This window comes from Nonomuraea sp. NPDC050643 (assembly GCF_040654715.1).
GTDB lineage: Bacteria > Actinomycetota > Actinomycetes > Streptosporangiales > Streptosporangiaceae > Nonomuraea.
Genome location: NZ_JBFAIM010000026.1, coordinates 95,814 through 119,808, shown reverse-complemented (window position 1 = coordinate 119,808; position 23,995 = coordinate 95,814). Strand labels below are relative to the sequence as shown.

The window sequence follows — 23,995 nt, the reverse complement described above, 5'->3', positions numbered from 1 at the left end:
GGTGAACAGGTGGATCAGCGAACCTACAACCAGTACTGCGCGACCGCGCGCACCCTTGACCTCGTCGGCGAGCGCTGGACGCTGCTGCTGATCCGCGAGCTGCTGACCGGCCCCAAACGGTTCGGCGACCTGCAGGCCGGGCTGCGTGGTCTCGGCACCGGGCTGCTGGCCGCCCGGCTGAAGCATCTCGAACGCGAAGGGCTGGCGCACAAGATCACGCTTCCGGCGCCGGCCCGCGCCCCCGCCTACGCGCTCACCGAGGCCGGCGAGGAGCTCGGCCCGGCGGTCCTGGCGCTGGCCCGGTGGGGCCTGAAGTGGGCGATGGGCGAGCGGCGGGAGAGCGAGACGTTCCATCCCGGCTGGGCGGTGCTCGGCCTGCGGTCCTGCTTCGACGCCGAGGCCGCCGCCGGGCTGCGCGCCGTCTACGAGTTCCGCATCGGCGAGGAGGTCCTCCACGCCCGGATCGACGACGGCGCGATCGAGACGCTGCACGGCCCGGCGCAGCGGCCCGACGCGATCATCACCATCGGCGAGGAGGCGTTCCTCGGCCTGACCGGCCACGACCACACCCTCGCCGAGGCGATCGAGAGCGGCGCCGCGTCGGTGTCCGGTGACGAGGAGGCCCTGCGCCGCCTGGAGGAGCTGTTCCGCCTGCCGTCCCCGCACGACAGGAAGCCCGCCTCCTGAGCCCCTCCTCGCCGTATCAGCGATCTGTCAGCGCTCGCTCAAAGCCTCGTCAGCGGTCCGGGCCAGGCTCTGCTCCATGAACATCGACCTCCCGGCCTACGAGGCCGCCGAGCGGCTGTCCCGGCAGAACCGCCCGGCGCTCGTCCGCAAGGCCACGATCACCCCGCAGTGGATCGGCGAAGGCCCGGCCTTCTGGTACGCGGTGGACGGCACGTTCGTCCTCGTCGACCCGCCCGCCGGCACCCGCGAGCCGGCCTTCGACCACGCCAGGCTCGCGGCCGGCCTGGCGGCGGCGTCCGGGCACGAGGTGGATCCGGCGGCGCTGCCGTTCGGCGCCATCTCGTGGACGACGGACGCGATCGGGTTCGACGCGTTCGGGCACCACTGGCGCTGCTCGCTCGACACGTACACGTGCGAGCGGGCCCCGGGCGCCCCGCCGGCGCACCCGCTGGAGATCCCGTCGCCGGACGGCCGGCTCGTGGCGTTCCGCAAGGGCCACGACCTGTGGGTACGCTCCCTCGCCGACGGCCGGGAACGCCCCCTCACCTCGGACGGCGACGCGGACCACGACTACGGCGCCAGCCCCGACTTCATCATGTACGCGAGCATGTTCGAGCGCCTCGGCCTGCCGCACGCGCCGCCCGCCGTGTCCTGGTCGCCCGACTCCACCCGGATCCTGACCCACCGCACCCTCCAGGAGGGCGTGCGCCGGGTGCACCTGATCGAGTCGATGCCTCCCGACGGCGGCGACCCCCGGCTGCGTACCAAGCGCGCCCCGCGCCCGGGTGACGAGCGCATCCCGCTGGCCGAGTACGTGGTGATCGACGTCGCCGCGGGCACGGTGGTCCGGGCGCAGGCTGACCCGGTCGCGATGCCCTTCATGCTGTCGCCCGTCCTCATGCGGTGGGCCTGGTGGTCCGGCTCCGCGGTGTACTTCCTGAGCTGGCCGCGCGACATGCGCACCCTGCGCCTGAACCGGCTCGACCCCGTCACCGGCGAGGTCCGCACGCTGGTCACCGAGACCGGCGACACGCGGGTGGAGCCCACGCAGCAGCCGGAGGAGGGCCCGATCGTCGGCGTGCTGTCCGGCGGTGACGAACTGCTGTGGTACTCCCAGCGCGACGGCTGGGGCCACCTCTACCGCTACGACGCCCGTACCGGCGAGCCGCTCGGGCGGGTGACGTCGGGCCCGTGGGCGGTGCGGCGGATCCTGCGCGTGGACGAGGACCGGCGCGTGGTCTACTTCCTGGCCTCCGGCCTGGTGGCCGCCGACCCCTACCGCCGGTCGGTGTGCCGGGTGAACCTGGACGGCTCCGGCTTCGCCCGGCTGACCGGCGACCTCGACCACGAGGTCACCGTCTCGCCCGACGGCGGCTACTTCGTCGCCACGGCCTCGGCCGTCGACACACCGCAGGTGACCACCGTGCGCGACTGGGACGGCCGGGTGCTCGCCGAGCTGGAGCGGGCCGACGTCTCCGCGCTCCTCCAGACCGGCTGGACGCCGCCGGAACGCTTCCGCGTCAAGGCCGCCGACGGCGTCACCGACGTGTACGGGGTGCTCCACCGGCCGCACGGCTTCGACCCCGCCCGGCGCTACCCGGTCGTCGACCACGTCTACCCCTTCCCCGCCACCCAGCGGGTGAGCCCGTCCTTCGACCCGGGCTGGCACGGCTACGACGCCGAGGCGCTGGCCGCGCTCGGTTTCGTGGTGATCGCCATGGACGGGCGCGGCACGCCGGGCCGGGACAAGGCGTTCCACGACGCCTCCTATGGCCGCATGGAGGACGGGTGCGGCCTGGCCGACCACGTGGCGGCGCTGGAGCAACTGGCGGCGGCCCGGCCGTGGATGGACACCGGCCGCGTGGGCGTCTTCGGCATCTCGGCCGGCGGGTTCGGCACCGTACGGGCGATGCTCGACTTCCCCGGGGTCTTCAAGGCCGGGGTCGCCGCGTCCGGGCTGCACGACTTCCGGTACGGCGATCCGTGGACGTCGGAGGCGTACCAGGGGCCGTACGACGAGGCGGGTTACGCCCGCGCGTCGAACGTGGACCACGCCGACCGGCTGAAGGGCAGGCTGCTGCTCATCCACGGCGGCCTGGACGACCAGGTGGCGCCGGACCTGACGCTGCGGCTGCTCGATCGGCTGATCGCGGCGGACAAGGACGTCGATCTGCTGATCGTGCCGGGGGCCGACCACGTGTACACGGGCTACGAGCGCTACGTCAACCGGCGCGTGTGGGACTTCTTCCTCCGGCACCTCCTGGACGAGGACCCACCCGGCACACTGCCGAGCTGACCTCCGGCATCTCGGCCCAGCACGTCGCCAGGCCGGCTGCGGCCCAGCACGTCGCCAGGCCGACCTCGGCCCAGCCCAGCACGCTGCCCGACCGACCTCGGAGGTTTCGGCCTCGCTCAGCGCGCTGCCGGGCTGGGCTCCGCGATCTCGCCGAGGGTGGCCGCGGCGAGGTCGCGGGCCGTCTCCATGGTGGCGTCGCGGCCCCGCAGGGCCGCCTCGGCGAACCCGGGTCCGCCGAGCGCGGCCCGCGTGGCCGCCGTGATCCGGGCGACGTCCGGCAGGGAGAGGTCGGGGGCGCCGCGTACGGCGTCGGCCGCCGCGAGCAGGCGGGCCGCTTCGTGCGGCGCGCCCTGGCTCAGCGCCTGGCCGGCCACCCCGACCAGGACCTGCCCGACGATCGGCGCGCTGTGCGAGCGAAGCGCCCAGGCCAGCGCCTCGGCCCGGCGCGCGCGGGCCGAGGCGAGGTCGCCGTCCAGGGTGTCCAGGTGGGCGTGCGCGTCGAGCAGGATCGCCCGGAACGGCCAGTTGAGCGGTATGCGCCGCGACAGCTCCCCGACGCGCGCCAGATGCGCCCGCGCGGCCCGCCGGTCACCGGACCAGCGGGCGAACTCGGCCTTCGTGTACGCCACCGTGACGAGCGCCTCCGGCAGCCCGGTCCGCTCGGCGTCCGCTTCGACGGCCGCCACGTCCGCGTCGGCCCCGGCGAGGTCGCCCAGCCGGCGGCGCAGGGCGGCCAGCATGAGGCGGGGCTTCCACAGGTCCTCCATGGCCACCAGGTCGCCGGCCACGGCGATCGACTCCTCGTAGCGGGCGACCGCGCCGGCGAACTCTCCCCGCCAGGCCAGCAGGTCGCCCAGGTTGGTCAGGCAGTGCGAGATCCCCCACCGCTCCCCGAGCGTACGGAACCCGGCGAGCGCCGCCTCAAGCTCCGCCTCACCCTCACCGGGCCGCCGCCCCTGGCCGACGAGGGTGAGCCCATGCGACAACCGCGCCATCGCCCGCACCCACGCCTCCTCACCCCCTGGCAAGCCCGCCGCGTCCGCCGCGCCTGAGCCCGCCGGCGGGGCCGTGCCGCCGGTGGCCCAGAGCATCTGGTCGAGCGGCGCCATGAGCCGCAGGATCGGATGGCGGCGCTCGGTGCGGACGGCGAGCCGCCGCGCCGTGGCGAACCAGGACATCGCCTTGCGCTCATCACCCAGCCCGGACTGGTGGAACATCGCGAGGATCGCACACGCCGCAGCCCGCGCCTCATCCTCGGCCTTGTCCCCCGCCCCGCCCCTGATCTCGTCCCCCATCACGTCCCCCGCCTCGCCGGGCATCGCGAGCGCCGCCTCCGCCAGCGTGACCCCTTCCGCCTTGCGCCCGCGCAGCCACCACTCCAGCAGCCAGTACCAGCCGCTGGCGGCCACGAGCCTGACGGCCGTGCCGGCGTCGCCCGCGTTGATCGCGCCGCGCAGGGCCGCCTCGATGTCGTCACGCTCGACGGCCATCCGGTCGAGCCAGACCAGTTGCCCGACGCCGCGCAGGAACGGGTCCGCCGTCTCGGCCAGCTCGGCGTAGTAACCGGCGTGCGCCCTCCTGGTGCGTTCCCGCTCTCCCGCCTCCTCCAGCCGTCCCAGGCAGTACTCCTTGATCGTCTCCAGCATCCCGTACCGTGGCTCCGCGCCGCCGACGGCGACCAGCAGCGACTTGTCGGTCAGCGAGCCGAGCAGCCCGAGCACGTCGTCCGACGAGCGGGCGGAGTCCGCGCACACGCGCTCCGCCGCCTCCACCGTCGCGCCCCGGGCGAAGACGGCCAGCCGGCGCAGCAGCGTGCGCTCGGCGTCGGTGAGCAGGTTCCAGCTCCAGTCGATGACCGCGCGCAACGTCTGATGCCGGGGCAGCGCGGTACGGTTTCCGCTGGTCAGCAACCGGAACCGGTCGTCGAGGCGGGCGGCGAGCTGCTCGGCGGTCATCGTCCGCAGCCGGGCGGCGGCCAGTTCGATGGCCAGCGGCATCCCGTCGAGCGCCCGGCAGATCCGCACCGCCGCCACCGCGGTCGTCCCCCGCAGCTCGAACCCGGGACGCGCCGCGCGGGCCCGGTCGTCCAGCAGCCTGACCGCCGGGTACGCCAGCGCCCGCCCCGCGTCCTCGTCGCCGGGCGGCACCCCGAGCGGCTCCACCGGCCACAGCGCCTCGCCCATGATGCCCAGCGACTCCCTGCTGGTCGCCAGGATCCGCAGCCCGGGGCAGTCGGCCAGCAGCCGGTCGGCCAGCGCGGCGACCCCGCCGATGAGATGTTCGCAGTTGTCCAGCACCAGCAGCGCGCGGCGCTCGCCCAGCGCCGCCACGAGCCGCTCGACCGGGTCCTCGTCGTCCGCCGCCTGGCGCGCCCTGAGGCCCAGCGCGTCCGCCACGGCCTGCGGCACCTCGGCCTCGCTCGCGATGGGGGCGAGCTCGACCAGCCACACCCCGTCGGGCATCCGCCCGACCAGCTCCCGCGCGACCTCGACCGCCAGTCGCGTCTTACCCGACCCACCGGCCCCGGTCAACGTGACCAGCCGGTACGCCCCGCCCAACTCCCGAATCCGCGCCACCTCGGCCTCCCGCCCCACAAAGCTGGTCAGCCCCACACGCAAATTCGTCCGCCCCCGCCCACCCTCCTGACCCCGCCCACTCCCTTGACCCCGGCCGCTCTCCTGGCGCCGACCGCCCTCGTGCGCCCGGCCGCTTCCCAGACCCCAGCCGCTCTCCCGGCCCTGGCCGCTCTGCTGGCCTTGGCTCCGCGACTCGGCGGCAGGTTCCCGGCGCTGGGCCGGTTCCCCTCGCAGCAACGCCACGTGCAAGGCCGACAGCTTCGGCGACGGATCTGCCCCGAGCGCGTCGGCGAGCGCCGTGCGGGTCCGCTCATAGACGCCCAGCGCTTCGGCCGGTCGCCCGGCCGCGGCCAGGGCCCGCATCAGTGCGCCCACCAGCCGCTCCCGCAGTGGATGCGCCGCCACCAGCGCGGTCAACTCCGCGACCTGTTCCCCACCCCGCCCCGGCCCCGCCTCGGACCCCAACCCCAGTTCCGCCTCGGCGCGGTCCTCCAGGGCGGTCAGCCGCGACTCCGTCAGCCGGGCCACGACGGGGGCGAAGAAGTCCTCTCCCGCCACGTCCGCCAACGCGGGCCCCCGCCACAGATCCAGCGCCTCGCCCAGGATCCGCACGGCGCGCTCCGCGTCCCGCGCCGAACGCGCCACCGCCACCATCCGCTCGAACCGGGCCACGTCAACCGCCCCAGGCTCGATCACCAGCCGGTATCCGGCGGGATGCGACTCGACCGCCACCCCGGGCAGCACCCGGCGCAACCGCGACACCAGAGCCTGCAAGGCGTTGGCCGCCCCGGCCGGAGGTCGTTCGCCCCAGACCGCGTCCACCAGCCGCGTCGCGGGCACCAGCCGATCCGGCTCCAGGGCGAGCGCGATCAGCAGCGCGCGCAGCCGAGCCCCGCGCACCACGACCGCGCTGCCGTCATCAGCCAGAACCTCAAGAGGCCCCAGGAGCCCGATCCACATGCCACCGATTCTGCCGCCACCCGGCCCCCGCCGCCGACACGGGACCGCTCGCGAACACCCCTACGCTTGTCCGGGTGACCATCCGCCCCAGAACCCACGACGACCTGAACGCCTGTGTGACAGCCCTCGCCGAGGTCCAGGCCACCGACCGCTACCCCGTCCACTGGCCGGACGACCCCGCCGCCTGGCTGACCCCGGACGACCTCATCGGGGCCTGGGTGGCGACCACCCCGAACCCGGCTCTCAAACCCACCCCGACCGCACCGGCCACGACCTCAGCCCCCACCACGGCCACGGCGAACGATCACGCCCCGACCGCTCCGGCCACCGTGTTCGGCCACGTGGCCGTCACCCGGGACCTCGAGATCACCCGCCTGTTCGTCACTCCCGCAGCCCGTGGCCGTGGTCTGGCCGAAGCGCTCCTCGGCACCGTCCGCGCCGCCGTACCGGGCCCGCTCAAGCTCGAGGTCTCCTCCGAGGGCGAGGCCGCCATCCGCTTCTACGAGCGCTCCGGCTGGCGCAGGACCGGCACCACCCGCGCCACCTGGCTCAACGCGGCCGGCGAACCGGCCCTGCTGCACCACTTCGTCAGCCCACCGCCCGGCCGCTGAGGACGCACACGAGCACGCTCGCCGTTTCCGCGTCAGCGGACGCCGTGACGATCACCACCCTCAGGCCGCTTCGCCGGACCCGTCAGCCCACGAGCGACTGCGTCCCGAGGACGCCGAGCAGGGCGAGCCGCTCGGCGTCCTCGGTGCCGGGCTCGGCCGTGTAGACCAGGATGCGCAGGTCGCTGCCCGCCACGCTGAGCACGTCGCAGTCCAGCGTCAGCGCCCCTGCCTGCGGATGGTCGATGATCTTGCGGGCGCCCTGATGCCGCCCGACCACCCCCGTGTCCCACAGCTCGGCGAACCGCCCGCTGCTCTCGCGCAACCGCGCGACCAGCCGCCGCAGGTGCGGGTCGCCGGGGTAGCGTCCGGCGGTGGCGCGCAGGTCGGCGACCAGGGCGGCCTCGAACGCGCGATGCTCCTCCGGCGTGTGCCGGACCCGGCTGCCCGGCCCGACGAAGTTGCGCCACACGCCGTTGCGCTCGTGGCCGCGCCACCCGGACGGGTCGCCGAGCAGCGCCGCGTAGAGCGGATTGGCGAGCAGCAGCGTCCAGGCCGCGTCGTACACCCCGACGGCGGCGCCGGCCAGCCTGTCGAGCAGCCGCTGGACGCTGGGCGTGACGTACGCGGGCACCGTCTCCGGCCCCGGCGGCGCCAGCCCGGCCGCCTGGAACAGGTACGCCCGCTCCTCCCCCGACAGCCGCAACGCCCGGGCCAGGGCCTCGACGACCTGCGCCGACGGGCTGGTCGCGCGGCCCTGTTCGAGCCGGGTGACGTAGTCGACGGAGATCCCGGCCAGCAGGGCGAGCTCCTCGCGGCGCAGCCCGGCCGCGCGCCGGTGCCCTCCGGCGGGCAGCCCGGCCGCCTCGGGGGTGACCCGGTCCCGCCAGCGTCGTACCGCCTGCCCGAATTCGGTCATGTCACCAGTCAACACCGTGCGCCGGGGATGTGCCTGGCACCGGCGGTCCCAGGAAGAGGGGACGACTGGCTGCCCGTCCGGCCGCGCCGGAGCCTAAAGTCATGACAACGACACTGATCACCGGGGCGAACAAGGGGCTGGGCTTCGAGACCGCCCGCCGCCTCATCGCGGCCGGTCACACCGTCTACGCGGGCTGCCGGGACGCCGAGCGGGGCCGCCGCGCCGCGGAGCTGCTGGGCGCGCGGCCGCTCCTCCTCGACGTCACCGACGACGCCTCCGTCGCCGCCGCGGCCAAAGCCGTGGAGGCGGACGGCGGGCTGGACGTGCTGGTCAACAACGCGGGCATCGAGGGAGCCGTGGCCGGCGCCGCGGACTCGACCGCCGGCACGCTCCGCCCGCTGTTCGAGACGAACGTGTTCGGCGTGGTACGCGTCACCCACGCCTTCCTGCCCCTGCTCCGGCGCTCGGCGGCCCCGGTCGTGGTGAACGTCAGCAGCGCCCTCGGCTCGACGACCCTGGTCGGCACGCCGGGCACGCCCGCCTACCACTACCCGGGCATGGCCTACCCCGCCTCGAAAGCGGCGCTCAACATGGTCACCGTCCAGTACGCGAAGGCGTTCCCCGGCCTGCGGATCAACGCGGTCGAGCCCGGCTTCACCGCGACCGACCTGAACGGCCAGCGGGGCACGCAGACGGTCGAGGAGGGCGCGGAGATCATCGTCAGAATGGCCCAGATCGGCCCCGACGGCCCCACCGGCGGCTACTTCGACGCCGCAGGCCCGCTCCCCTGGTGAGCCAGCCACTCCGGCGCGAGCACCGACCAGACCTCCAGGTCGAGCCGCCTCCCGTGGTGCAGGTGGCTCTCCCTGAGCACGCCGTCCCGCGTCATCCCGAGCCGCCGCGCCACGGCGACGCTGGGCTCGTTCTCCGACGCGGCCTGCCACTCCACGCGGTGGATGCCGCGGTCCCGGACGGCCCAGTCGATGATCACGCGTACGGCCCTGGTCACCAGGCCCCGGCCGGCCGCCGACGGCTCCAGCCAGCAGCCCGCCTCGGCGGTGCCCTGTTCGACGTCCATGGTCCGGAAGAGCACCCCGCCGACGAGCCGGCCGTCCGTCCAGATGCCGTACAGGCGGCCGGTGTCGGTGGCGGCCTTGTCCGCGTACGTCCGGAGCCAGGTGCGGCCCGACTCCAGGTCCCGCACGATGTCGGGCAGCCCGACGTAGCGCCCGATGAACTCCCGTCCCCGGTCCATGTGGGCCAGAAGCTCCGCGGCGTGCCGCGGTTCGAGCGGCCGCAGTTCGGCGCCGTCGTCTCCCAGCGAGATCGCGAACATCGATGACCTTTCGTCCAGGTAATAGAACGGAACCTTACGTTCCCCGTACAATGGGGGTATGACCAGCGCACCCATGAGCGGCCGCAAGGCACAGGCCGCGCGTAACGACGAGTTGATCCTGCAGGCGGCGCGGGCCGTCTTCACCGCCGACCCCGGCGCCCCCATCGCGGCCGTGGCCGAGACCGCGGGCGTCGGGATCAGCGCACTCTACCGCCGTTACCCCAGTAAGGAAGCCCTGCTGCAGAAGCTGTGCGGCGACGGGCTGAAGCTCTACATCGCGGTGTCGGAGCGGGCGCTGGCCGACGTGGGCGATCCGTGGGAGGTGTTCGCCGGTTATCTGCGGGGCATCGTGGACGCCGACACCAACTCGCTGACGATCAAACTCGCCGGCACGTTCACGCCGACCGAGGAGCTGGGCCGCGACGCGGTCCGGGCCAGCGGCCTGGCCACCGAGGTGCATCACCGCGCGGTGGAGGCGGGCGTGCTGCGTCCCGACGTGACGGTGGCGGACATCGCGCTGCTGTTCGAGCAGTTGGCCTCGATCAAGCTCGGCGGCGAGGAGCGCACCTCCCAGCTCCGCCACCGCTACCTGGCGCTCGTGATGGACTCGCTGCGGGTGCCGCCGGCCCACCGGGAGCTCCCCGGCCCCGCCCCGGTGGACGAGGAGCTCACGGCGCGCTGGCGGCCGTCCGCCTAGTCCTCGCCCGTCTGCCAGTGGAACAGGTACGACATCACGAACCCGAGCAGTCCGGTCACCCCGGCCGACACGGTCATCGCCATGCCGAGCGCGGACACCGCGCCGGAGACCAGGCCGGGACTGCCCACGACGAGGCCGGCCGCCTGGACCAGCACGATGCCGACGCCCAGCGCCAGGAACAGCACGACGCCGATCTTGAACAGGACCATGGTGAGGCGTTTCATGGCAGGGTTTCCTTTCAGCTCGGCGGTCAGACCGGCAGCAGGCCGGTGGCCACCAGCACGCCGATGACCAGGGTCGGGATGACGAACCAGAGGATCAGCCGGCCGAACGTCCTGGCCGGGTCCACCTGGGCGATGCCGCTGGCGATGTAGATCGGCGCCGCCCCTGGCGGGGACGCCCCCTCGGTCGAGGCGAAGATCATGATCGCGGTGGCCGCGGCGGCTGGGGCGACCCCGGCCGCGGTCAGCGCACTGAAGGCCACGCCGCCCACCGCGGCGATGGTGGCGGTGCCGGTCAGCGGCGCGGCGATGATGACGAGCAGCAGGCCGACGAGGGTGGCGATGACGACGGTGGGCGCGTCCAGCGCCTGCATGATCGCGGTGAGCTGGTCGACCAGGCCCAGCTCGCCCAGGCTGGCGGCGGCCGCGAAGGCGAAGAACAGCGTCGCGCCGATGATGGCGTACCTGGGGGCCATGTCGCCGAGCAACTCGCTCCAGGCGCGGCCGGTGCGCGGCAGCCGCTTCCACGCCACCGCGAACGTGGCCAGCACGGTCAGCACCGGGATCCACACGATGATGTTGACGTCGTCGGCCGCCTCGCCGACCCGCGACTCCATGAGCGCCGCGCCGAAGTCGAGCGTCATCAGCACCGGGATCAGGATGCCCGCGTACACCAGCAGCGACGTCCACCCGGCCCGCAGCGCGGCGCGCAGCGGGACTATGTCGGCCGCGTCGGTCGCGGCGATGTTGTGCCGGCGCACCCACACGAACACCACCACGAACCGGTAGGCCACCGTCCACAACCCGCCGATCAGGGCGGGCACGAAGAGCTGGTCGGCGGTCAGCACGGGCGCCACGGCGGCGGAGCCGAGCAGCAGGAACATCGACGAGCTCGGCGGGATCGAGATGCCCAGCCCGGCGTTGCCCGCGACCAGCGAGGCCGCCAGGTCGGGGCGCCAGTTCGACCGGATCATCCACGGGATCGTCACCGAGCCCACGGACGCGGCGATGCCGGACCCGGACCCGGAGGGGCCGCCGAGCAGCGCGGCGGCGGAGGTCGAGACGTATCCGGCGCCGCCGCGCAGCCGGCCGAAGATCGAGTTCAGGACGGTGACCTGCTCCTGGATGAGACCCAGCTTGGTGAGCAGGTAGCCCATGAACACGAAGGCCAGGGCGGCGAAGACGACCTCCTCGGCGAGCGCGTCGGCCAGGCCGGCCCAGGCCAGCTCGAAGAAGCCGGTGCCGCCGAAGAGGCACACGCCGGCGAAACCGATGAGCATCGCCTCACCGATGTTGCGTTTCAGCACGCCGTTCCAGACGACGATGATGGCGATATATGCGATGAGCGCCCAAACGGCGATACCCATGGCGAATGTCCTCCAATGGGGGGTGAGGCTGGGGGTGGTCCTAGGCGTCGGAGTCGGTGTCCGGCGACGTGAGTGGGGCTGCCGCCGCCTCCCTGGGGTGGTCGGCGAGACGGCGGGCCAGGTCCAGCGTGCGGCGGGCCCTGGCGACGATCGGGGCGTCCACGAACCGGCCGTCGGGCAGCGCGACCGCGCCGATCCCCGACCGCTCGGCCTGTTCCGCCGCGGCCACGATCTCGGCGGCCCTGGCGGCCTCCTCCTCGGCCGGGCGGAACGCCCGCCTGATCACGGGGATCTGACGGGGGTGGATCGCGGTCCTGCCGAACAGCCCGAGCGCGCGGCCCGCCCGGCAGGAGGCGAGCAGGCCGGCCTCGTCCTTGACGTCCGGGTACACCGACATCGGCACCGGCGGCAGCCCGGCCGCCGCGGCGGCGAGGACGACCTGGAGCCTGAGGTGATTCATGGCCTGCTCGTCGGTGATGGCCAGCTCGGCGGCCAGGTCCTGCTCGCCCAGCGCCACCCCGGCCACGCGCGGGTGGGCGGCGATCGCGCCGGCGGCCACGATCCCGGCCGCCGACTCCAGCAGCGCGTACGCGGGCGCGCCGGTGACGGCGTCGAGCACGGCGGCCGACTCGACCTTCGGCAGCCGCACGGCGTCGGCGAGCTCCCCGACGGCGGCCAGGTCGTCGCGCCCGCGCTCGGTGACCAGGTCGTTGACCCGCACGTGCACCTGGACGCCCGGCCGCCTGCCCGATGGGCGGGAGCGCAGGTAGGCGACCGCGTGGTCCCTGGCCTCGTCCTTGCGTACGGGCGCGACCGCGTCCTCCAGGTCGATGATGACCACGTCGGCGCCGGAGTCCACGGCCTTGCCGAAGCGCTCGGGGCGGTCGCCCGGCACGTACAGCCAGGTCACGTTCACGCGATCACCCCGTCCGCACGCAGCGCGGCGATCCGCTCGCCGGAGTAGTCGAGCTCGGCGAGCACCTCGTCGGTGTCCCTGCCGAGGGCCCGTCCCGGCCAGCGGATCTCGCCGGGGGTGTCCGACAGGCGGAACAGCACGTTCTGCATGGTGACCGAGCCGAGCTCCTCGTCCGGCACCTCCACGAACGTGTTCAGCGCCGCGTACTGCGGGTCCTCGGCCAGGTCGGCGACGTCGTAGATGGGCGCGACCGCGGCCTGCACCTCCTCGAACCTGGCGATGACCTCCTCGGCGTCCCGCTCGGCGATCCAGGAGGCGACGGCCTCGTCCAGCTCGTCCACGTGCCGCACCCGCCCGGCGCCGCTGGCGAACCACGGCTGCTCGACCAGGTCGGCCCGCCCCACGAGGGTGACCACCCGCTCGGCGATGGGCTGGGCGCTGGTGGAGATCGCCAGCCAGCGCCCGTCGCGGGTCCGGTAGGTGTTGCGCGGCGCGTTGCTCGTGGACCGGTTGCCGGTGCGCCGCGGCACGACCCCGAGCGCCTTGTACGCGCTCATCTGCGGCCCCAGCAGTCCCAGGATCGGCTCGATGATCGCCAGGTCGATGACCTGCCCGCGCCCGGTCTCCTCGCGGGCCCGCAGGGCCACCATGATCGCGTACGACATGGCCAGGCCCGCGATGCCGTCGGCCAGGGCCAGCGGCGGCAGCGTGGGCGGCCCGTCCGGCTCCCCGGTCATGGCGGCGAACCCGCTCATGGCCTCGGCCAGCGTCCCGAACCCCGGCCGCTTGGACATGGGCCCGAACTGCCCGAACCCCGTCATCCGCGCCACGATCAGCCGCGGGTTGAGCGCCAGGAGGTCTTCGGGCGCCAGGTTCCAGCGTTCCAGGGTGCCGGGGCGGAAGTTCTCGATCAGCACGTCGGACCGTTCGGCGAGGTGGCGCAGGATCTCCTGGCCCTCGGGCCGCGACAGGTCCACGGCGGCGCTGCGCTTGTTGCGCGACAGCGTCTTCCACCACAGGCCCACCCCGTCCACGGCGGCGCCGTGCCCGCGCGACGGGTCGCCACGCCGGGGATGCTCGATTTTGATCACGTCGGCGCCGAAGTCGCCCAGCATCATCGCGGCGGAGGGACCGGCGAACAGCGTCGCCGCGTCGATGACCCGCAGGTCGGCGAGGCTCGTCATGAACATGTAACTTATAAGAAATATGTCATAGGTCAACCCTCCGTCTGTTGTGCGAGACACTTGGGGACATGTCACCCAGCGAGCCACGGCCGCCCATGAGCAAGGCCGAGTACGTCTACAGCGTGCTTCTCGAGGAGATCCGTTCGACGCGGATCCCCGGGGGCACGGCGCTGCGGGCCGGGGAGGTGGCCAAGCGGCTCGGGGTGTCGGTCACGCCGGTGCGCGAGGCGCTGCGCAGGCTGGAGAAGGACCGGCTGATCAGTTACGAGGCGCATCACGGCGCGACCGTGGTGGACCTGGGCGACGAGGCGGTGACCGAATATTACGGTCTGCGCGCGGTGGTCGAAGGGCTGGGGGCGCGGCTCGCCGCGGCCAGGATCACCGCCGAGGAGCTGGCCGGGCTGCGCGAGCTGCACGCGGCGATGGCCGAGGACGCCGACCTGGGCCGCAACGACCGGCTCGGCGAGCTGAGCCGGCGCTTCCACCTGCGCATCGTGGACATCGGCGGCCCGGCGTTCCTGGGCGCGCACGCCCGGTCGGTGCGCAACAGCTTCCCGGTGCCCGCCGAGGCGTCCTTGTGGCTGGACGAGACCCAGGTCAAGGCCCAGCTCGAAGCCCACGAGGGCATCCTGGCCGCGTTGGAGGCCGGCGACGCCGAGGCCGCGGAGCGCATCATGATCGACCACGTCCGCCGCGCCGGCGACTTCCGCCAGCACCACTGACCCGCCTCGGGAGACTCATCCGAGCAAAGCCCGCCACCTGCCCGCTCACCCGACGCGCGCCCGCCACCTGCCCGCGAGCCCGCTCACCCGACCCGGCCCACGCCCGTCAGCCACGCCGTCCGTTCGGGCGCTATGTCCACCTCGGTCCCGTCGGGCCGCCACTGCGGCACCCACACCAGCCCGGGTTCGAGCAGCTCCAGCCCTCCGAACAGCGCCAGCACCTCGTCCCGCCCCCGGAAGTACGCTGTCAGCCCCATCCGCCGGTTCACGTCCGTGACCGCCCTGCGCACGTCCTCCTCGAAGGCGTCCATGCTGAGCACGGTCAGCCACAGCAGACTCCCGGCGGCCAGCTCCCGCCGCAGCGCCGCCACCCACGAGGTGTCCTCGACCGGGATCTCGTGCACGGACAGCACCCCCACCGCCACCGGCTCGTCCCAGTTCACGAACGTCCGCACCACGGGGTCCGCCAGCAGCTCCGCCGGGCGCGCGAAGTCGCAGCCCACGATGCGGACCCGGTCGCCGCTCTTGCCGGTGACGGCGCGTGCATGGGCCAGCACGTACGGGTCTCGCTCCGCGTACACCACTCTGGCCTGCGGATAGACCGCGTGGATGGTCTCGTGGGCCGGGCCCGTGCTCGGCAGCCCGGTGCCGAACAGGACGAACTGCTCCATCCCCCGCGCCGCCAGATACCGCACCACGCGATGCACGTGCTGGTGGTGGGCGACGAGCGCGTTGGCGGTGTCGGCGCTGAGCCGCTCGGCCTGCTCCAGCGCCGCCCGGTCGGCACTGAAGTTCAGCTTGCCGCCCTGCGCGGCGTCGTACATGCGGGCGCCGCTGACCCCGCTGAGGATCTCGTCCGGCATGCGGTGGCCTCCGTCCCGGGTCATCCGGTGAGCGTGGCGCGCATCTCGTCCAGCACGGCGGAGGTGGCGTCGACCGGGAACGCCGAGATCGACAGCCGGGCGAACGCCTGCTGGTATTCCTCGACCCGCCGCCAGTCGTCGAGGACGATCGGGGCGTGCAGCAGGTGCAGCGCCAGCGCGTCGGGCCTGCCGCGCTCGGGGAAGCGCAGGATCGTGAACGGCGGCCCCTGGTAGAGGTAGCCGGTCTCGCCCGCGGACCGGATCACCTGCACGGCGATGTGCGGCTGCTTGGCGGCCAGCGCGACCGCGTCGAGCTGGGCGAGCCGGTCGTCGGGCGCGGGCAGCGGCGGGTCGAGCAGCCCCTGCCGGTCGGCCAGCGCCCACAGGTGCGGCCCGCGCTGCCGGTCGAGCGCCTCCTGCCGGACCGCCACCAGGCCGGCGCCTCCGGCGATCTGCTCGGACGTGGCCCCGGGGCGGAGCGCGGCGCGTACGGCGGCGGTGGCGTAGGGAGGGGTCTGCAGCAACGGGGGCACCGAGCGCGGGTAATAGGTGTAGATCACCTGCGCCTGGTCCTCCAGCTCCAGGTACGCCGACAGCCCGAGGGGCACCCCGGGCGCGTCGTACCAGCCGGCCACCCGCTCCTCCCGCAGCAGCGACAGCAGCCGGTAGGAGTGCTCGCCCTCGCCGTACAGCTCGAGGAGCAGGCGCACGGTCGACTCGCGGGGCGCGACGAGCCCGTGCTCGATGCGGAAGATCGTCGAGGTGTTGAGCCCGGCGGCCTGCGCCGCGGCCTTCATCGACAGCCCGCATCCCGTGCGCAACGACGAGAGCCGGGCCGCCACAACGCTCAACTGCATACGTACGTCATAGCCATCGATGACAAAAATCAGCGTTTACACCTGGTCTATTGCAACGGAGTGACGGGTGATGCACGATGGCCACTCTAGTGCTCTGACACGCAATGCATATGGCAATCGGAAAGGGCAGGACTGTGGCGGACGCGTGGATACTGCATCCCGACTATCGGACGCCTCCGATTCCCACAGACATGGCCGTCGCACCCGGCCCCTGGCGGCACCCCGACGGTGGCCAGATCATGAACGGGACCTATGAGCGTCCCCTTTCCCGGCGCCGGGTCGAGGTCGTGACCGTCTGGTTCGGCTACGTGCTCAGCCACTGGCGCGGCCCGCGCATGCCCCGCTTCAGCAGCCCGCTGGTGTCGGCCTGGAACCCGGTGCTGGCCCAGGGCCTGAGCGTCGACGCGAGCGCGCCGGCGCCCTACATGGACGAGCTGTGGTGCGACCGCTGGATCGCCGAGGCCCTGCTGTACGGGCGCAAGCCGTACGGCGCGTTCACGCTGCCCGCCGACGAGGCGCTGCGCTGGTTCGACAAGAGCGGCGGCACCGGCCTGGTCTATCAAGCGGAAGTGGCCGGCGACCTGGTCAGGGTCGTGGCGGGCACGGCCGACCGCTACGGCCGGCTCTTCGACCTCGACGCGCTGATCGCCGACTACCGCGACGCGCTGCCGCCCGGGCTGGCCGAGCCGGAGATCGCCGCCCTCGACTCGCACCGCGCCCAGTCCCCCGCGCTGCACTACATCCTGAGCGAGAACGCCGAGGTCCTCTTCACCCAGGCCCCGCTCTCGGTACGCGGCCTCACCCTCGGCTACCCGCCCCGGGAGACGGCCGCCCGCATCGCCGCCGGAGCCGCCACATGACCGGCGGGCCCGCCGGACGCCAGGGGGCGCGGTCGTGAGGTCGTCCCTGACCGGCGTCAAAGGGATCCTGTTCGACCTCGACGGCACCCTGCTCGACCACCGCGCCGCCGCCGGCACCGCCATCGCCGCCTGGCTCGACGAGCGCTCCCCCGGGCACCCGCGCCTGCCCGAGGTGGCCACGCTGTGGGCCGGCCTCGAGGAGCCCTACCTGGCGATGTGGCGGGCCGGCCGGTGCTCGGTCGAGGAGCAGCGGCGCCTGCGCCTGGACGCGCTCTGCCGGGAGCTGGCCGTGCCCGTCCCCGACGACCTGGACACCGCCTACGCCGACTTCGCCGCCCGCTACCGCCGCAACTGGACCCCCTACCCCGACGTGCGGGAGGCGGTGGCGCGGCTGGGCGGCTACGCGCTGGGGGTGCTGACGAACGGCGCGCAGCGGATGCAGGAGGACAAGGTCCGCGCGATCGGGCTCGGCGGCCTGGTGGGGCCGGTGCTGACGGGCGAGGTGCTGAACGGCTGCTTCAAGCCCGCACCCGCCTGCTACACGGCCGCCGCCGGCGTGCTCGGGCTGGCGCCGCACGAGGTGCTGCTGGTCGGCGACGACGTGGACAACGACGTGACCGGACCGGCGGTGACCGGCATGCGCTCGGTCTGGCTCGACAGACTCGGCGTGACACCGCCGCCCGCCGGCTTCCCCCGCATCACCTCGCTGTCCGAATTGGCCCACCTCGTCGGCGGCTGACGCTCACGGCGGCCTCGCCCGCTCACCTTCTCACCACCTCGCCCAGCGCCGACCTCTCCAGGTCGAACCCGCCCACGTGCGCCAGGTAATCGCCCCTGACCAGCGGATCTCCCACGTAGACGCCTCCTGCCTGCCGGACCAGCAGGGCGCCCGCGGCCACGTCCCACGGGTGCGAGCGGGTGCCGTAGGTGACGTCCGACCAGCCCGCCGCGACGTGCGCGAGGTTGAGGGCGGCGCTGCCCGGCCTGCGCACGGTGGCGAACGACATCACGAGACGGCCATAGCCCCGCAGCGCCTCCTCGCCGCCCGCGTCGAGGTCTTCGGGGGTCGGGTAGCTCGTCAGGAGCACGGCCTCCCGGTCGCCCGCCGCCCCGGCGCTGTCCAAGGGGGTGCCGTTGCACCAGGCGCCCTCGGCGGTGGCGGTGAACTCGTCGTCGCGTACGGGGTCGTACACGATGCCCGCCACCAGGTCCCCGCGGACGGCGGCGGCGATGGAGACGCAGAAGAACGGCAGGCCGGCGGCGAAGTTGGCGGTGCCGTCGATGGGGTCGACGTACCAGACGAGGTCGCCGGAGCCGGTGGTGCCGCCCTCCTCGCCCACGATCGCGCTGTGCGGCGCCCTGGCGTCGATGACGGCGCGGATGGTCTCCTCGGCGGCACGGTCGTGCTCGGTGACGGGGTCGTGGAAGTCGCGTTTGGTGTTCACCTCTGGGCGGGACCTGAAGGCCTTGCGCAGCCGGGGGCCGACGGCCCTGGCGGCCTCGGTGGCGATGTCGATCAGGTGAGTCGCGTCCATGCCCTCTCCCCTACCTCGCCCACGCCCTCCGCACACTCCCTTGACTCATTTGTCTGGACATTCTGACCTCGGTTAAGCTGATCAGCATGACCGCCAACCTGGCCATAGACCTGGACCGATCCAGCCCCGTGCCGCTCTATTTCCAGGTGGCCGAGCAGATCGCCGAGGCGATCAGGCGCGGTGATCTGGCCCCGGGCTCCCGGCTGGACAACGAGATCCTGCTGGCCGACAAGCTGGGCCTGTCGCGGCCCACGATCCGGCAGGCCATCCAATATCTCGTGGACAAGGGCCTGCTGGTCCGCAAGCGCGGCGTCGGCACGCAGGTGGTGCACGGCCAGGTGAAGCGCTCGGTCGAGCTGACCAGCCTCTACGACGACCTGCGCAGGGCGGGCCAGGAGCCGGCCACGCAGGTGCTGGCGCTGGAGCCGCGGCCGGTGGAGGAGGAGATCGCCCGCATCCTGGGCGTCGAGCCGGGCACGCAGATCCTCTACCTGGAGCGCCTGCGCTTCGCGGCCGGCGAGCCGCTGGCGGTGCTGCACAACTGGCTCCCGCTGGGCCTGGCCCAGCTCACGGCCGCCGCCTTGGAGGGCCGCGGCCTGTACGAACTGCTGCGCGGCGCCGGCGTGCGGATGCGGGTGGCCAACCAGCGCATCGGCGCCCGGGCCGCCACCCAGGCGGAGGCCAGGCTGCTGGAGGAGCGCCGCGGGGCGCCGCTGCTGACGATGGTCCGCACCACCTACGACGACCAGGGCCGCGCCGTCGAGCACGGCTCACACATCTACCGGGCGTCCCACTACTCCCTCGAGGTCACCCTCATCGAGCGCTGAGGCGGCGCGCCGCTTGAGATAGAGCGTGCCGGCGATCCCGAACACCACCGCCACCGCGAGCGCCACCCAGGAGAAGCCCTTCAGCCACCTCTCGGCGACGAGCCCGAGGTAGAAGATCACCGCGGTGGTGCCGCCCGCCCACACGATTCCGCCCAGCACGTTCGCCACCGCGAACTTCCAGTACGGCATGCGCAGCGCCCCCGCCAGCGGCCCGGCCAGGATCCGCAGCAGCGCGACGAACCGCCCGACGAAGACCGTCCACACGCCGAACCGCTGGAAGTAGCCCTCGGCCCGGCCCAGGTGCCGGGGCCCGAAGTGCTTGGGGAAACGGCGGCCGAGCCGGTCGAACAGGGCGGCGCCGCCCTTGCGGCCGATGGCGTAGCCGGCGGAGTCGCCGACGATGGCGCCGGCGCTCGCGCACGCCCCCACCCAGACCGGGTCCACGACACCCTTGGCGGCCAGGATCGCGGAGCTGACCAGGACGATCTCGCCGGGCAGGGGGATGCCGAGACTCTCGAACCCGATCACGAGGGCGACCGTCGCGTAGAGCCATCCGGCGGGGATCGCCTGCAGCCATTCGTCGATGTGCACCCGCGCCACCTTAGTGCCGCCGCCCGCCGCCGAGGCCGCCTTCGCGCCCTCTGCCGGGATGTGCCCGCTTGACGGCGAGCGCCGCCGTCAGCGCTCGCTGTCGAGGTGGGCCATCTGCGCCTGCGCGTACCGGGCGCCGGCCGCGGCGTCCGGCGGCACGGCGGCCTCGATGGCGGCCAGGTCCGCGGCCGTCAGCTCCACGCCGGACGCCCCCAGCGCCTCGGCGAGCCGCTCGCGCCGGCGCGCCCCGATCAGCGGCACGATGTCCTGGCCCCGCCCCAGCACCCAGGCGATGGCGAGCTGCGCCACCGTGGCCCCCTTGGCCTCGGCCAGCGCCCGCAGCGACTCGACCAGTGCCAGGTTGTGCGCGAGGTTGTCGCCGGAGAAACGCGGGCTGAAGGTGCGGAAGTCGCCCGCCGCCAGCTCCCGGTCCTTGCTCCAGTGCCCGCTGAGCAGCCCCCTCGACAGCACTCCGTACGCCGTCACGCCGATCCCGAGCTCCCGGCAGGCGGGCAGGACCTCCCGCTCGATCCCCCGGGACAGCAGCGAGTATTCGAGCTGGACGTCGGCGATCGGATGCACGGCGTGGGCGCGCCTGATGGTCGCGGCGCCGGCCTCGGACAGCCCGATGTGCCGGACGTGCCCCTTCCCGACCTCCTCGGCGATGGCCCCGACCGTCTCCTCGATCGGCACGGCCGGATCCACCCGGGCGATCCGGTAGACGTCCACGTGGTCGGTCCCGAGCCGGCGCAGCGTGTAGGCCAGCGCGTTCTTGACCGCCGCCGGCCGGCCGTCGTTGCCGAGCCAGTTGCCGTCGGGGTCGCGCAGCGCCCCGAACTTCACGCTGATCCGCACCCGCTCGCGCGGCCGGCCCCGCAGCGCCTCGTGGATGAGCAGCTCGTTGTGCCCCATGCCGTAGAAGTCGCCGGTGTCGAGCAGGTCGATGCCCGCGTCGAGGGCGGCGTGGATGGTGGCGATGGATTCGGCCCGGTCGGCCGGCCCGTACAGGTCGGACATGCCCATGCAGCCGAGCCCGAGGTCGGAGACGGCGGGTCCGCCGGTTCCCAGAGTTCTCATGCCGCCAGTATGCCTATTGGACTGACAGATTTCAATTTCTGTCAGCAAGTTAGAGCGGCGGCGGTGAGCCGGTCGGTCCCTCCGCTCAGGTGAGATCCCCGGTCTCCATGTAGACCTCCCGCACCACCTCGACCTCGGCGGTGAACCGGCGCTCCCCGATCCGCGAGACCCCCAGGAAGAACACCCCCTCGGCCCGGTCCCCCGCCACCAGCCGCCGCCCGGGCGTGTCCACCCGCCCGAACGTCACCGCCACGGGCGTCAGGAAGTCCTGGCGCAGCACGTCGCGGGGCTGCGGCGGCTCCGGCTCGTGCCGTACGGTCCCGGGGACGAGCCGTACCTCGAGGATCTGGTCGAAGTCGGGCCGCGCGGTGATCTCGTGGGCGAGATGCAGCGCGCCCGCCCGCCCGAAGCACAGGTACGCCAGCGGCGCGTCGTCGTCGTGCCGCGCCCTCGGCTCCAGCCGCCGGAAGAACGCCACCCGCTTCACCTCGGCCGCGACGTTCTTGACGAGGGGCCGGCCGCCCCGCTCGAAGTGCCCCCGGAACACGGTCCCGGCGATGGACGTCCTGGCCGGCCCGGGACTGTCCGGATCGAGTTCGAGGATGTCGAACGCCTCCGGCACGAACGTGTGGATGTCGTCGCCCGTCATGTCCCGCCGTACCGCCTCGCGCACCTCCGGCCGGAAGTCCACCTCCATGAGCACCTGGAAGCGGTGCGCGGGGTGCCGGAACATCGGCAGGTGCGAGAAGTAGAGCGGCTCGCCGCCGAACAGCAGCATGCCGTGGACGTCGAACGTCTCGTGGTTCTCGTGGTCGTGGCCGTGCTGGGTGCTCATCGTCGCCTCCGGCATGTCGTGGTCAGCGCCAGTAGAGCGCGGCCCGGCCATGAACGCCTGAGTAGACCCTACCTAGATGCCACCGTTCAGTCCTTGGCCCCCGCCAGATCGGCGTAGCCGACGATCTGGGTGGTCAGCAGGGCGATCGCGGCCACCTCGGCGAGGCGCGGGCCCAGGTCCGTCCGGATGTAGCGGCCGATCGCGGAGATCTTCTCGTCGTTGACGAGATAGGTCCAGCCGAGCACGAGCGACGCCGGTGGCAGCAACAGCAGCAGGCCGCTGTGCCCGCGCGGTTGCAGGGCGGCGGCGATGACGCCGGCCATCGAGGCCAGGGTGACGTAGATCAGGTTGTCGCGAAATCCGATGCGCGATTTCTGTTCGTCCTTGATGCGCTCGTATTCGGCGACGAGCAGGCTGATCCGCGCGGCGTCAGTGGCGTCATCGGCGTCATCGGCATGAGCGGTCACAGCTACCTCTCCGTCGCCCCGAGCCGCGTGGCCTCCCCCGGCTACGCCGATGGTCCCGAGGCGGCGGGAATCGTCCACCCTGCGGTTTTCAGAGAGGCTTGAGATTGTTGTCCCAGAAGTTGTCCCGGACCACGGAGACCTTCCGGCAGTCGGTCCACGCGCCATAAGCGCCGCCCTTGACGGAGAATTGGCGGCCGAAACGGTTTCCGACCACGCGGTAATCGCTGCTGCTCCGGCGCGGGCAATACAGCGTGTACGCCCCGCCGGCCAGGAAATTGTTCTCCACCAGCACGTTGGCGTTCTTCGTGGGGTGACTGATGATCGCCGCGGTGCCGCCGGGGGCGAATATCGTGTTGTGCCTGATGCGGATGTTCGAGCCGCCGGCGAGCTGGATGCCGTCGGCGTGGCCGGTGGCGCCCTCGTACAGGTCGTGGATGTAGGAGTCGAGCACGCTGGTCGTGTCGTCGGTGTCGAAGCCGTTCTCGCAGCCGTGGATGTCGAGCCGCCTGGCGGTCATCCCGTACGAGCCGACGCCGGTGGTGTGGTGGTCGCGGCAGTCCACCTCCACGTCCTCGATCAGCAGGCCGCCGCCCTTGTACTCCTCGACGAAGCTGCCGATGGCGTAGTGGCCGGTGCAGGTGACCTTGGAGCGGCGGATGGTCACGTTGGGGGCCTTGACGAGGACGCAGCCGCGAATGTCCTTGCCGTCTATCACCGTGCCCGCCTTGGTGATGGAAAGGTGACCGTTGACGACCGTCAGTTTGGTCCCGGCCGGAACTCCGGTGTTCGTGGCGTCGGGATATCCGCAGCGGCTGGGTTTCAGCGCGCAGTTCACCGGTTTTGCCGTTCTATTCGGCGGCGTGGCCTGCGCCCGGGCGTTCACCGTGGCGGTGAGCTGGACCGAGGAAACGATCAGCAGTAGCGCGGCGGCCTGGCGTACGGTACGCGGCATGGCGCGGCTCCCTGGAAAAGCGAGCAGTAGGGACGTCGCACACCATAGAACGCAAGAGTCTCAATGAGCCCGTAAATTCGATAATTCATCTAATTCCGGTGCAAGCGGCGATCAAGTGGCGTGCAATCCCGCCCGGTTACAACATCCTGGACGATCACCGAGACGAAGAAGCGGGGCGGGAACGTGAGCACGGGACTCTGGATGTCGGTGGCGATCACGGGCGGGACGATGCTGATCCTGGCGTGCGTCGGCCTGCCGTTCCTGATCATCGCGCGGAACGGCCAGCGGCTGCTGGCCACCGGCATTCCCGCCCAGGCGGTGGTGGAGTCGATGAGCGACACTGGGATGACGGTCAACGGGCAGCCGGTGGTCGCCTTCGCGCTCGGCGTCCGGATGGCGGACGGGCACGCCTACCGGGTCACGCATCGGCAGTCGCTGCCGCGCATCCCCATGGGCGTGGTGGCGCCCGGGGTGATGGTGCCGGTCAAGGTGGACCGGGAGCGGCGGGAGCGGGTCCGCATCGACTGGGCGTCCTGGCGGCCCACGTCGTACAACGCCTGAGCGCGCCGGCCCGAGCACACCCGAGCACGCCTGCGCACGCCGCCCCTCACGACCCGTGAACGCCCGCCCGTAGTGGCGGGC

Annotated in this window: 25 protein-coding genes; 10 read left to right on the top strand and 15 right to left on the bottom strand. The window is 73.0% G+C overall.

From position 1 onward, the window contains the following. Window positions 1-9: 9 nt before the first annotated feature. Both AB0I15_RS31990 and AB0I15_RS31985 read left to right on the top strand, forming a co-directional pair. Entirely contained in the window at window positions 10-687 is a 678-nt protein-coding gene (locus tag AB0I15_RS31990; RefSeq protein WP_358103310.1) for a winged helix-turn-helix transcriptional regulator, read from the top strand. Between the two features lie 76 nt (window positions 688-763). Then, window positions 764-2,983, top strand: coding sequence for a DPP IV N-terminal domain-containing protein (locus tag AB0I15_RS31985; protein ID WP_358103307.1), 2,220 nt, complete (start codon window positions 764-766; stop codon window positions 2,981-2,983). A gap of 116 nt (window positions 2,984-3,099) precedes the next feature. Here the strand turns inward: AB0I15_RS31985 and AB0I15_RS31980 are convergent, their stop codons facing one another. Further along, complete coding sequence (locus AB0I15_RS31980) at window positions 3,100-6,519, bottom strand: BTAD domain-containing putative transcriptional regulator (protein WP_358103304.1); 3,420 nt, start codon at window positions 6,517-6,519, stop codon at window positions 3,100-3,102. A gap of 74 nt (window positions 6,520-6,593) precedes the next feature. Here AB0I15_RS31980 and AB0I15_RS31975 point away from each other — a divergent pair, with 74 nt between their 5' ends. Further along, complete coding sequence (locus AB0I15_RS31975) at window positions 6,594-7,130, top strand: GNAT family N-acetyltransferase (RefSeq protein WP_358103301.1); 537 nt, start codon at window positions 6,594-6,596, stop codon at window positions 7,128-7,130. A gap of 82 nt (window positions 7,131-7,212) precedes the next feature. On the opposite strand, the gene AB0I15_RS31970 is transcribed toward AB0I15_RS31975, so the two are convergent. Further along, window positions 7,213-8,046 carry a helix-turn-helix transcriptional regulator gene (locus AB0I15_RS31970; RefSeq protein WP_358103298.1) on the bottom strand — a complete coding sequence of 278 codons (834 nt, stop codon included), beginning with the start codon at window positions 8,044-8,046 and terminating at the stop codon, window positions 7,213-7,215. 101 nt (window positions 8,047-8,147) lie between these two features. On the opposite strand from AB0I15_RS31970, the gene AB0I15_RS31965 reads away from it, so the two are divergent. After that, window positions 8,148-8,840 carry an SDR family NAD(P)-dependent oxidoreductase gene (locus tag AB0I15_RS31965; RefSeq protein ID WP_358103295.1) on the top strand — a complete coding sequence of 231 codons (693 nt, stop codon included), beginning with the start codon at window positions 8,148-8,150 and terminating at the stop codon, window positions 8,838-8,840. Here AB0I15_RS31965 and AB0I15_RS31960 read toward each other — a convergent pair. Continuing rightward, window positions 8,807-9,382: a GNAT family protein gene (locus AB0I15_RS31960; RefSeq protein WP_358103292.1), complete on the bottom strand. Its 576-nt coding sequence runs from the start codon at window positions 9,380-9,382 to the stop codon at window positions 8,807-8,809. The genes AB0I15_RS31965 and AB0I15_RS31960 overlap by 34 nt on opposite strands. A 58-nt stretch (window positions 9,383-9,440) precedes the next feature. Between AB0I15_RS31960 and AB0I15_RS31955 the strand changes: the two genes are divergently transcribed. After that, complete coding sequence (locus tag AB0I15_RS31955) at window positions 9,441-10,079, top strand: TetR/AcrR family transcriptional regulator (protein ID WP_358103289.1); 639 nt, start codon at window positions 9,441-9,443, stop codon at window positions 10,077-10,079. Here AB0I15_RS31955 and AB0I15_RS31950 read toward each other — a convergent pair. From AB0I15_RS31950 to AB0I15_RS31935, 4 genes are read right to left on the bottom strand one after another with little or no spacing between them, the layout of a single operon-like run. Next, window positions 10,076-10,303, bottom strand: a complete 228-nt coding sequence (locus AB0I15_RS31950; RefSeq protein WP_358103286.1) for a hypothetical protein — start codon at window positions 10,301-10,303, stop codon at window positions 10,076-10,078. The genes AB0I15_RS31955 and AB0I15_RS31950 overlap by 4 nt on opposite strands. A gap of 26 nt (window positions 10,304-10,329) precedes the next feature. Next, entirely contained in the window at window positions 10,330-11,667 is a 1,338-nt protein-coding gene (locus AB0I15_RS31945; RefSeq protein ID WP_358103283.1) for a TRAP transporter large permease subunit, read from the bottom strand. 40 nt (window positions 11,668-11,707) lie between these two features. Continuing rightward, the gene (locus AB0I15_RS31940) at window positions 11,708-12,583 is read right to left on the bottom strand and encodes an aldolase/citrate lyase family protein (RefSeq protein ID WP_358103280.1); all 876 of its coding nucleotides are present in this window, start codon (window positions 12,581-12,583) and stop codon (window positions 11,708-11,710) included. Continuing rightward, a complete protein-coding gene (locus AB0I15_RS31935) occupies window positions 12,580-13,767 on the bottom strand; it encodes a CoA transferase (protein ID WP_358103277.1) in 1,188 nt (395 codons plus the stop codon). Before AB0I15_RS31935 ends, AB0I15_RS31940 begins: the two co-directional genes overlap by 4 nt. A gap of 68 nt (window positions 13,768-13,835) precedes the next feature. Here AB0I15_RS31935 and AB0I15_RS31930 point away from each other — a divergent pair, with 68 nt between their 5' ends. Beyond that, window positions 13,836-14,489 carry a GntR family transcriptional regulator gene (locus AB0I15_RS31930; protein ID WP_358103274.1) on the top strand — a complete coding sequence of 218 codons (654 nt, stop codon included), beginning with the start codon at window positions 13,836-13,838 and terminating at the stop codon, window positions 14,487-14,489. An 83-nt stretch (window positions 14,490-14,572) separates the two neighbouring features. Here AB0I15_RS31930 and AB0I15_RS31925 read toward each other — a convergent pair whose 3' ends face one another. Together AB0I15_RS31925 and AB0I15_RS31920 are read right to left on the bottom strand one after the other, a co-directional pair. Continuing rightward, window positions 14,573-15,376, bottom strand: coding sequence for an SAM-dependent methyltransferase (locus tag AB0I15_RS31925; protein WP_358103271.1), 804 nt, complete (start codon window positions 15,374-15,376; stop codon window positions 14,573-14,575). Then, complete coding sequence (locus tag AB0I15_RS31920; RefSeq protein ID WP_358103268.1) at window positions 15,373-16,209, bottom strand: helix-turn-helix transcriptional regulator; 837 nt, start codon at window positions 16,207-16,209, stop codon at window positions 15,373-15,375. The genes AB0I15_RS31925 and AB0I15_RS31920 overlap by 4 nt, the downstream gene beginning before the upstream one ends. Before the next feature lie 239 nt (window positions 16,210-16,448). On the opposite strand from AB0I15_RS31920, the gene AB0I15_RS31915 reads away from it, so the two are divergent. Together AB0I15_RS31915 and AB0I15_RS31910 are read left to right on the top strand one after the other, a co-directional pair. Continuing rightward, the gene (locus AB0I15_RS31915; protein ID WP_358103265.1) at window positions 16,449-17,069 is read left to right on the top strand and encodes a hypothetical protein; all 621 of its coding nucleotides are present in this window, start codon (window positions 16,449-16,451) and stop codon (window positions 17,067-17,069) included. A gap of 34 nt (window positions 17,070-17,103) precedes the next feature. Beyond that, on the top strand, window positions 17,104-17,808 hold the full coding sequence (locus tag AB0I15_RS31910; protein ID WP_358103262.1) for an HAD family hydrolase: 705 nt from the start codon (window positions 17,104-17,106) through the stop codon (window positions 17,806-17,808). A gap of 22 nt (window positions 17,809-17,830) precedes the next feature. On the opposite strand, the gene AB0I15_RS31905 is transcribed toward AB0I15_RS31910, so the two are convergent. Next, on the bottom strand, window positions 17,831-18,604 hold the full coding sequence (locus tag AB0I15_RS31905; RefSeq protein ID WP_358103259.1) for an inositol monophosphatase family protein: 774 nt from the start codon (window positions 18,602-18,604) through the stop codon (window positions 17,831-17,833). Window positions 18,605-18,690: 86 nt separating this feature from the next. On the opposite strand from AB0I15_RS31905, the gene AB0I15_RS31900 reads away from it, so the two are divergent. Further along, window positions 18,691-19,431 carry a GntR family transcriptional regulator gene (locus AB0I15_RS31900; protein WP_358103256.1) on the top strand — a complete coding sequence of 247 codons (741 nt, stop codon included), beginning with the start codon at window positions 18,691-18,693 and terminating at the stop codon, window positions 19,429-19,431. Here the strand turns inward: AB0I15_RS31900 and AB0I15_RS31895 are convergent. From AB0I15_RS31895 to AB0I15_RS31875, 5 genes are all read right to left on the bottom strand, one after another. Further along, a complete protein-coding gene (locus AB0I15_RS31895) occupies window positions 19,375-20,022 on the bottom strand; it encodes a DedA family protein (protein ID WP_358103253.1) in 648 nt (215 codons plus the stop codon). The two genes, AB0I15_RS31900 and AB0I15_RS31895, sit on opposite strands and share 57 nt — an antisense overlap. Window positions 20,023-20,109: 87 nt before the next feature. Next, window positions 20,110-21,099: an aldo/keto reductase gene (locus AB0I15_RS31890; RefSeq protein ID WP_358103250.1), complete on the bottom strand. Its 990-nt coding sequence runs from the start codon at window positions 21,097-21,099 to the stop codon at window positions 20,110-20,112. A gap of 85 nt (window positions 21,100-21,184) precedes the next feature. Further along, a complete protein-coding gene (locus AB0I15_RS31885; protein ID WP_358103247.1) occupies window positions 21,185-21,934 on the bottom strand; it encodes a hypothetical protein in 750 nt (249 codons plus the stop codon). 86 nt (window positions 21,935-22,020) lie between these two features. Beyond that, window positions 22,021-22,479, bottom strand: a complete 459-nt coding sequence (locus AB0I15_RS31880) for a hypothetical protein (RefSeq protein WP_358103244.1) — start codon at window positions 22,477-22,479, stop codon at window positions 22,021-22,023. A 10-nt stretch (window positions 22,480-22,489) separates the two neighbouring features. Then, window positions 22,490-23,353: a hypothetical protein gene (locus tag AB0I15_RS31875; protein WP_358103241.1), complete on the bottom strand. Its 864-nt coding sequence runs from the start codon at window positions 23,351-23,353 to the stop codon at window positions 22,490-22,492. A gap of 183 nt (window positions 23,354-23,536) precedes the next feature. Here AB0I15_RS31875 and AB0I15_RS31870 point away from each other — a divergent pair, with 183 nt between their 5' ends. Then, entirely contained in the window at window positions 23,537-23,914 is a 378-nt protein-coding gene (locus tag AB0I15_RS31870) for a hypothetical protein (RefSeq protein ID WP_358103239.1), read from the top strand. Window positions 23,915-23,995: the final 81 nt, after the last annotated feature.

Coding starts and splice junctions, on each gene's coding strand:
- AB0I15_RS31925 (WP_358103271.1), bottom strand. CDS start 15,376: ATGACCCGGGACGGAGGCCACCGCATGCCGGACGAGATCCTCAGCGGG.
- AB0I15_RS31885 (WP_358103247.1), bottom strand. CDS start 21,934: ATGAGCACCCAGCACGGCCACGACCACGAGAACCACGAGACGTTCGAC.
- AB0I15_RS31970 (WP_358103298.1), bottom strand. CDS start 8,046: ATGACCGAATTCGGGCAGGCGGTACGACGCTGGCGGGACCGGGTCACC.
- AB0I15_RS31900 (WP_358103256.1), top strand. CDS start 18,691: ATGACCGCCAACCTGGCCATAGACCTGGACCGATCCAGCCCCGTGCCG.
- AB0I15_RS31875 (WP_358103241.1), bottom strand. CDS start 23,353: ATGCCGCGTACCGTACGCCAGGCCGCCGCGCTACTGCTGATCGTTTCC.
- AB0I15_RS31890 (WP_358103250.1), bottom strand. CDS start 21,099: ATGAGAACTCTGGGAACCGGCGGACCCGCCGTCTCCGACCTCGGGCTC.
- AB0I15_RS31920 (WP_358103268.1), bottom strand. CDS start 16,209: ATGCAGTTGAGCGTTGTGGCGGCCCGGCTCTCGTCGTTGCGCACGGGA.
- AB0I15_RS31960 (WP_358103292.1), bottom strand. CDS start 9,382: ATGTTCGCGATCTCGCTGGGAGACGACGGCGCCGAACTGCGGCCGCTC.
- AB0I15_RS31905 (WP_358103259.1), bottom strand. CDS start 18,604: ATGGACGCGACTCACCTGATCGACATCGCCACCGAGGCCGCCAGGGCC.
- AB0I15_RS31945 (WP_358103283.1), bottom strand. CDS start 11,667: ATGGGTATCGCCGTTTGGGCGCTCATCGCATATATCGCCATCATCGTC.
- AB0I15_RS31930 (WP_358103274.1), top strand. CDS start 13,836: ATGTCACCCAGCGAGCCACGGCCGCCCATGAGCAAGGCCGAGTACGTC.
- AB0I15_RS31985 (WP_358103307.1), top strand. CDS start 764: ATGAACATCGACCTCCCGGCCTACGAGGCCGCCGAGCGGCTGTCCCGG.
- AB0I15_RS31935 (WP_358103277.1), bottom strand. CDS start 13,767: ATGACGAGCCTCGCCGACCTGCGGGTCATCGACGCGGCGACGCTGTTC.
- AB0I15_RS31980 (WP_358103304.1), bottom strand. CDS start 6,519: ATGTGGATCGGGCTCCTGGGGCCTCTTGAGGTTCTGGCTGATGACGGC.
- AB0I15_RS31915 (WP_358103265.1), top strand. CDS start 16,449: ATGAACGGGACCTATGAGCGTCCCCTTTCCCGGCGCCGGGTCGAGGTC.
- AB0I15_RS31965 (WP_358103295.1), top strand. CDS start 8,148: ATGACAACGACACTGATCACCGGGGCGAACAAGGGGCTGGGCTTCGAG.
- AB0I15_RS31955 (WP_358103289.1), top strand. CDS start 9,441: ATGACCAGCGCACCCATGAGCGGCCGCAAGGCACAGGCCGCGCGTAAC.
- AB0I15_RS31950 (WP_358103286.1), bottom strand. CDS start 10,303: ATGAAACGCCTCACCATGGTCCTGTTCAAGATCGGCGTCGTGCTGTTC.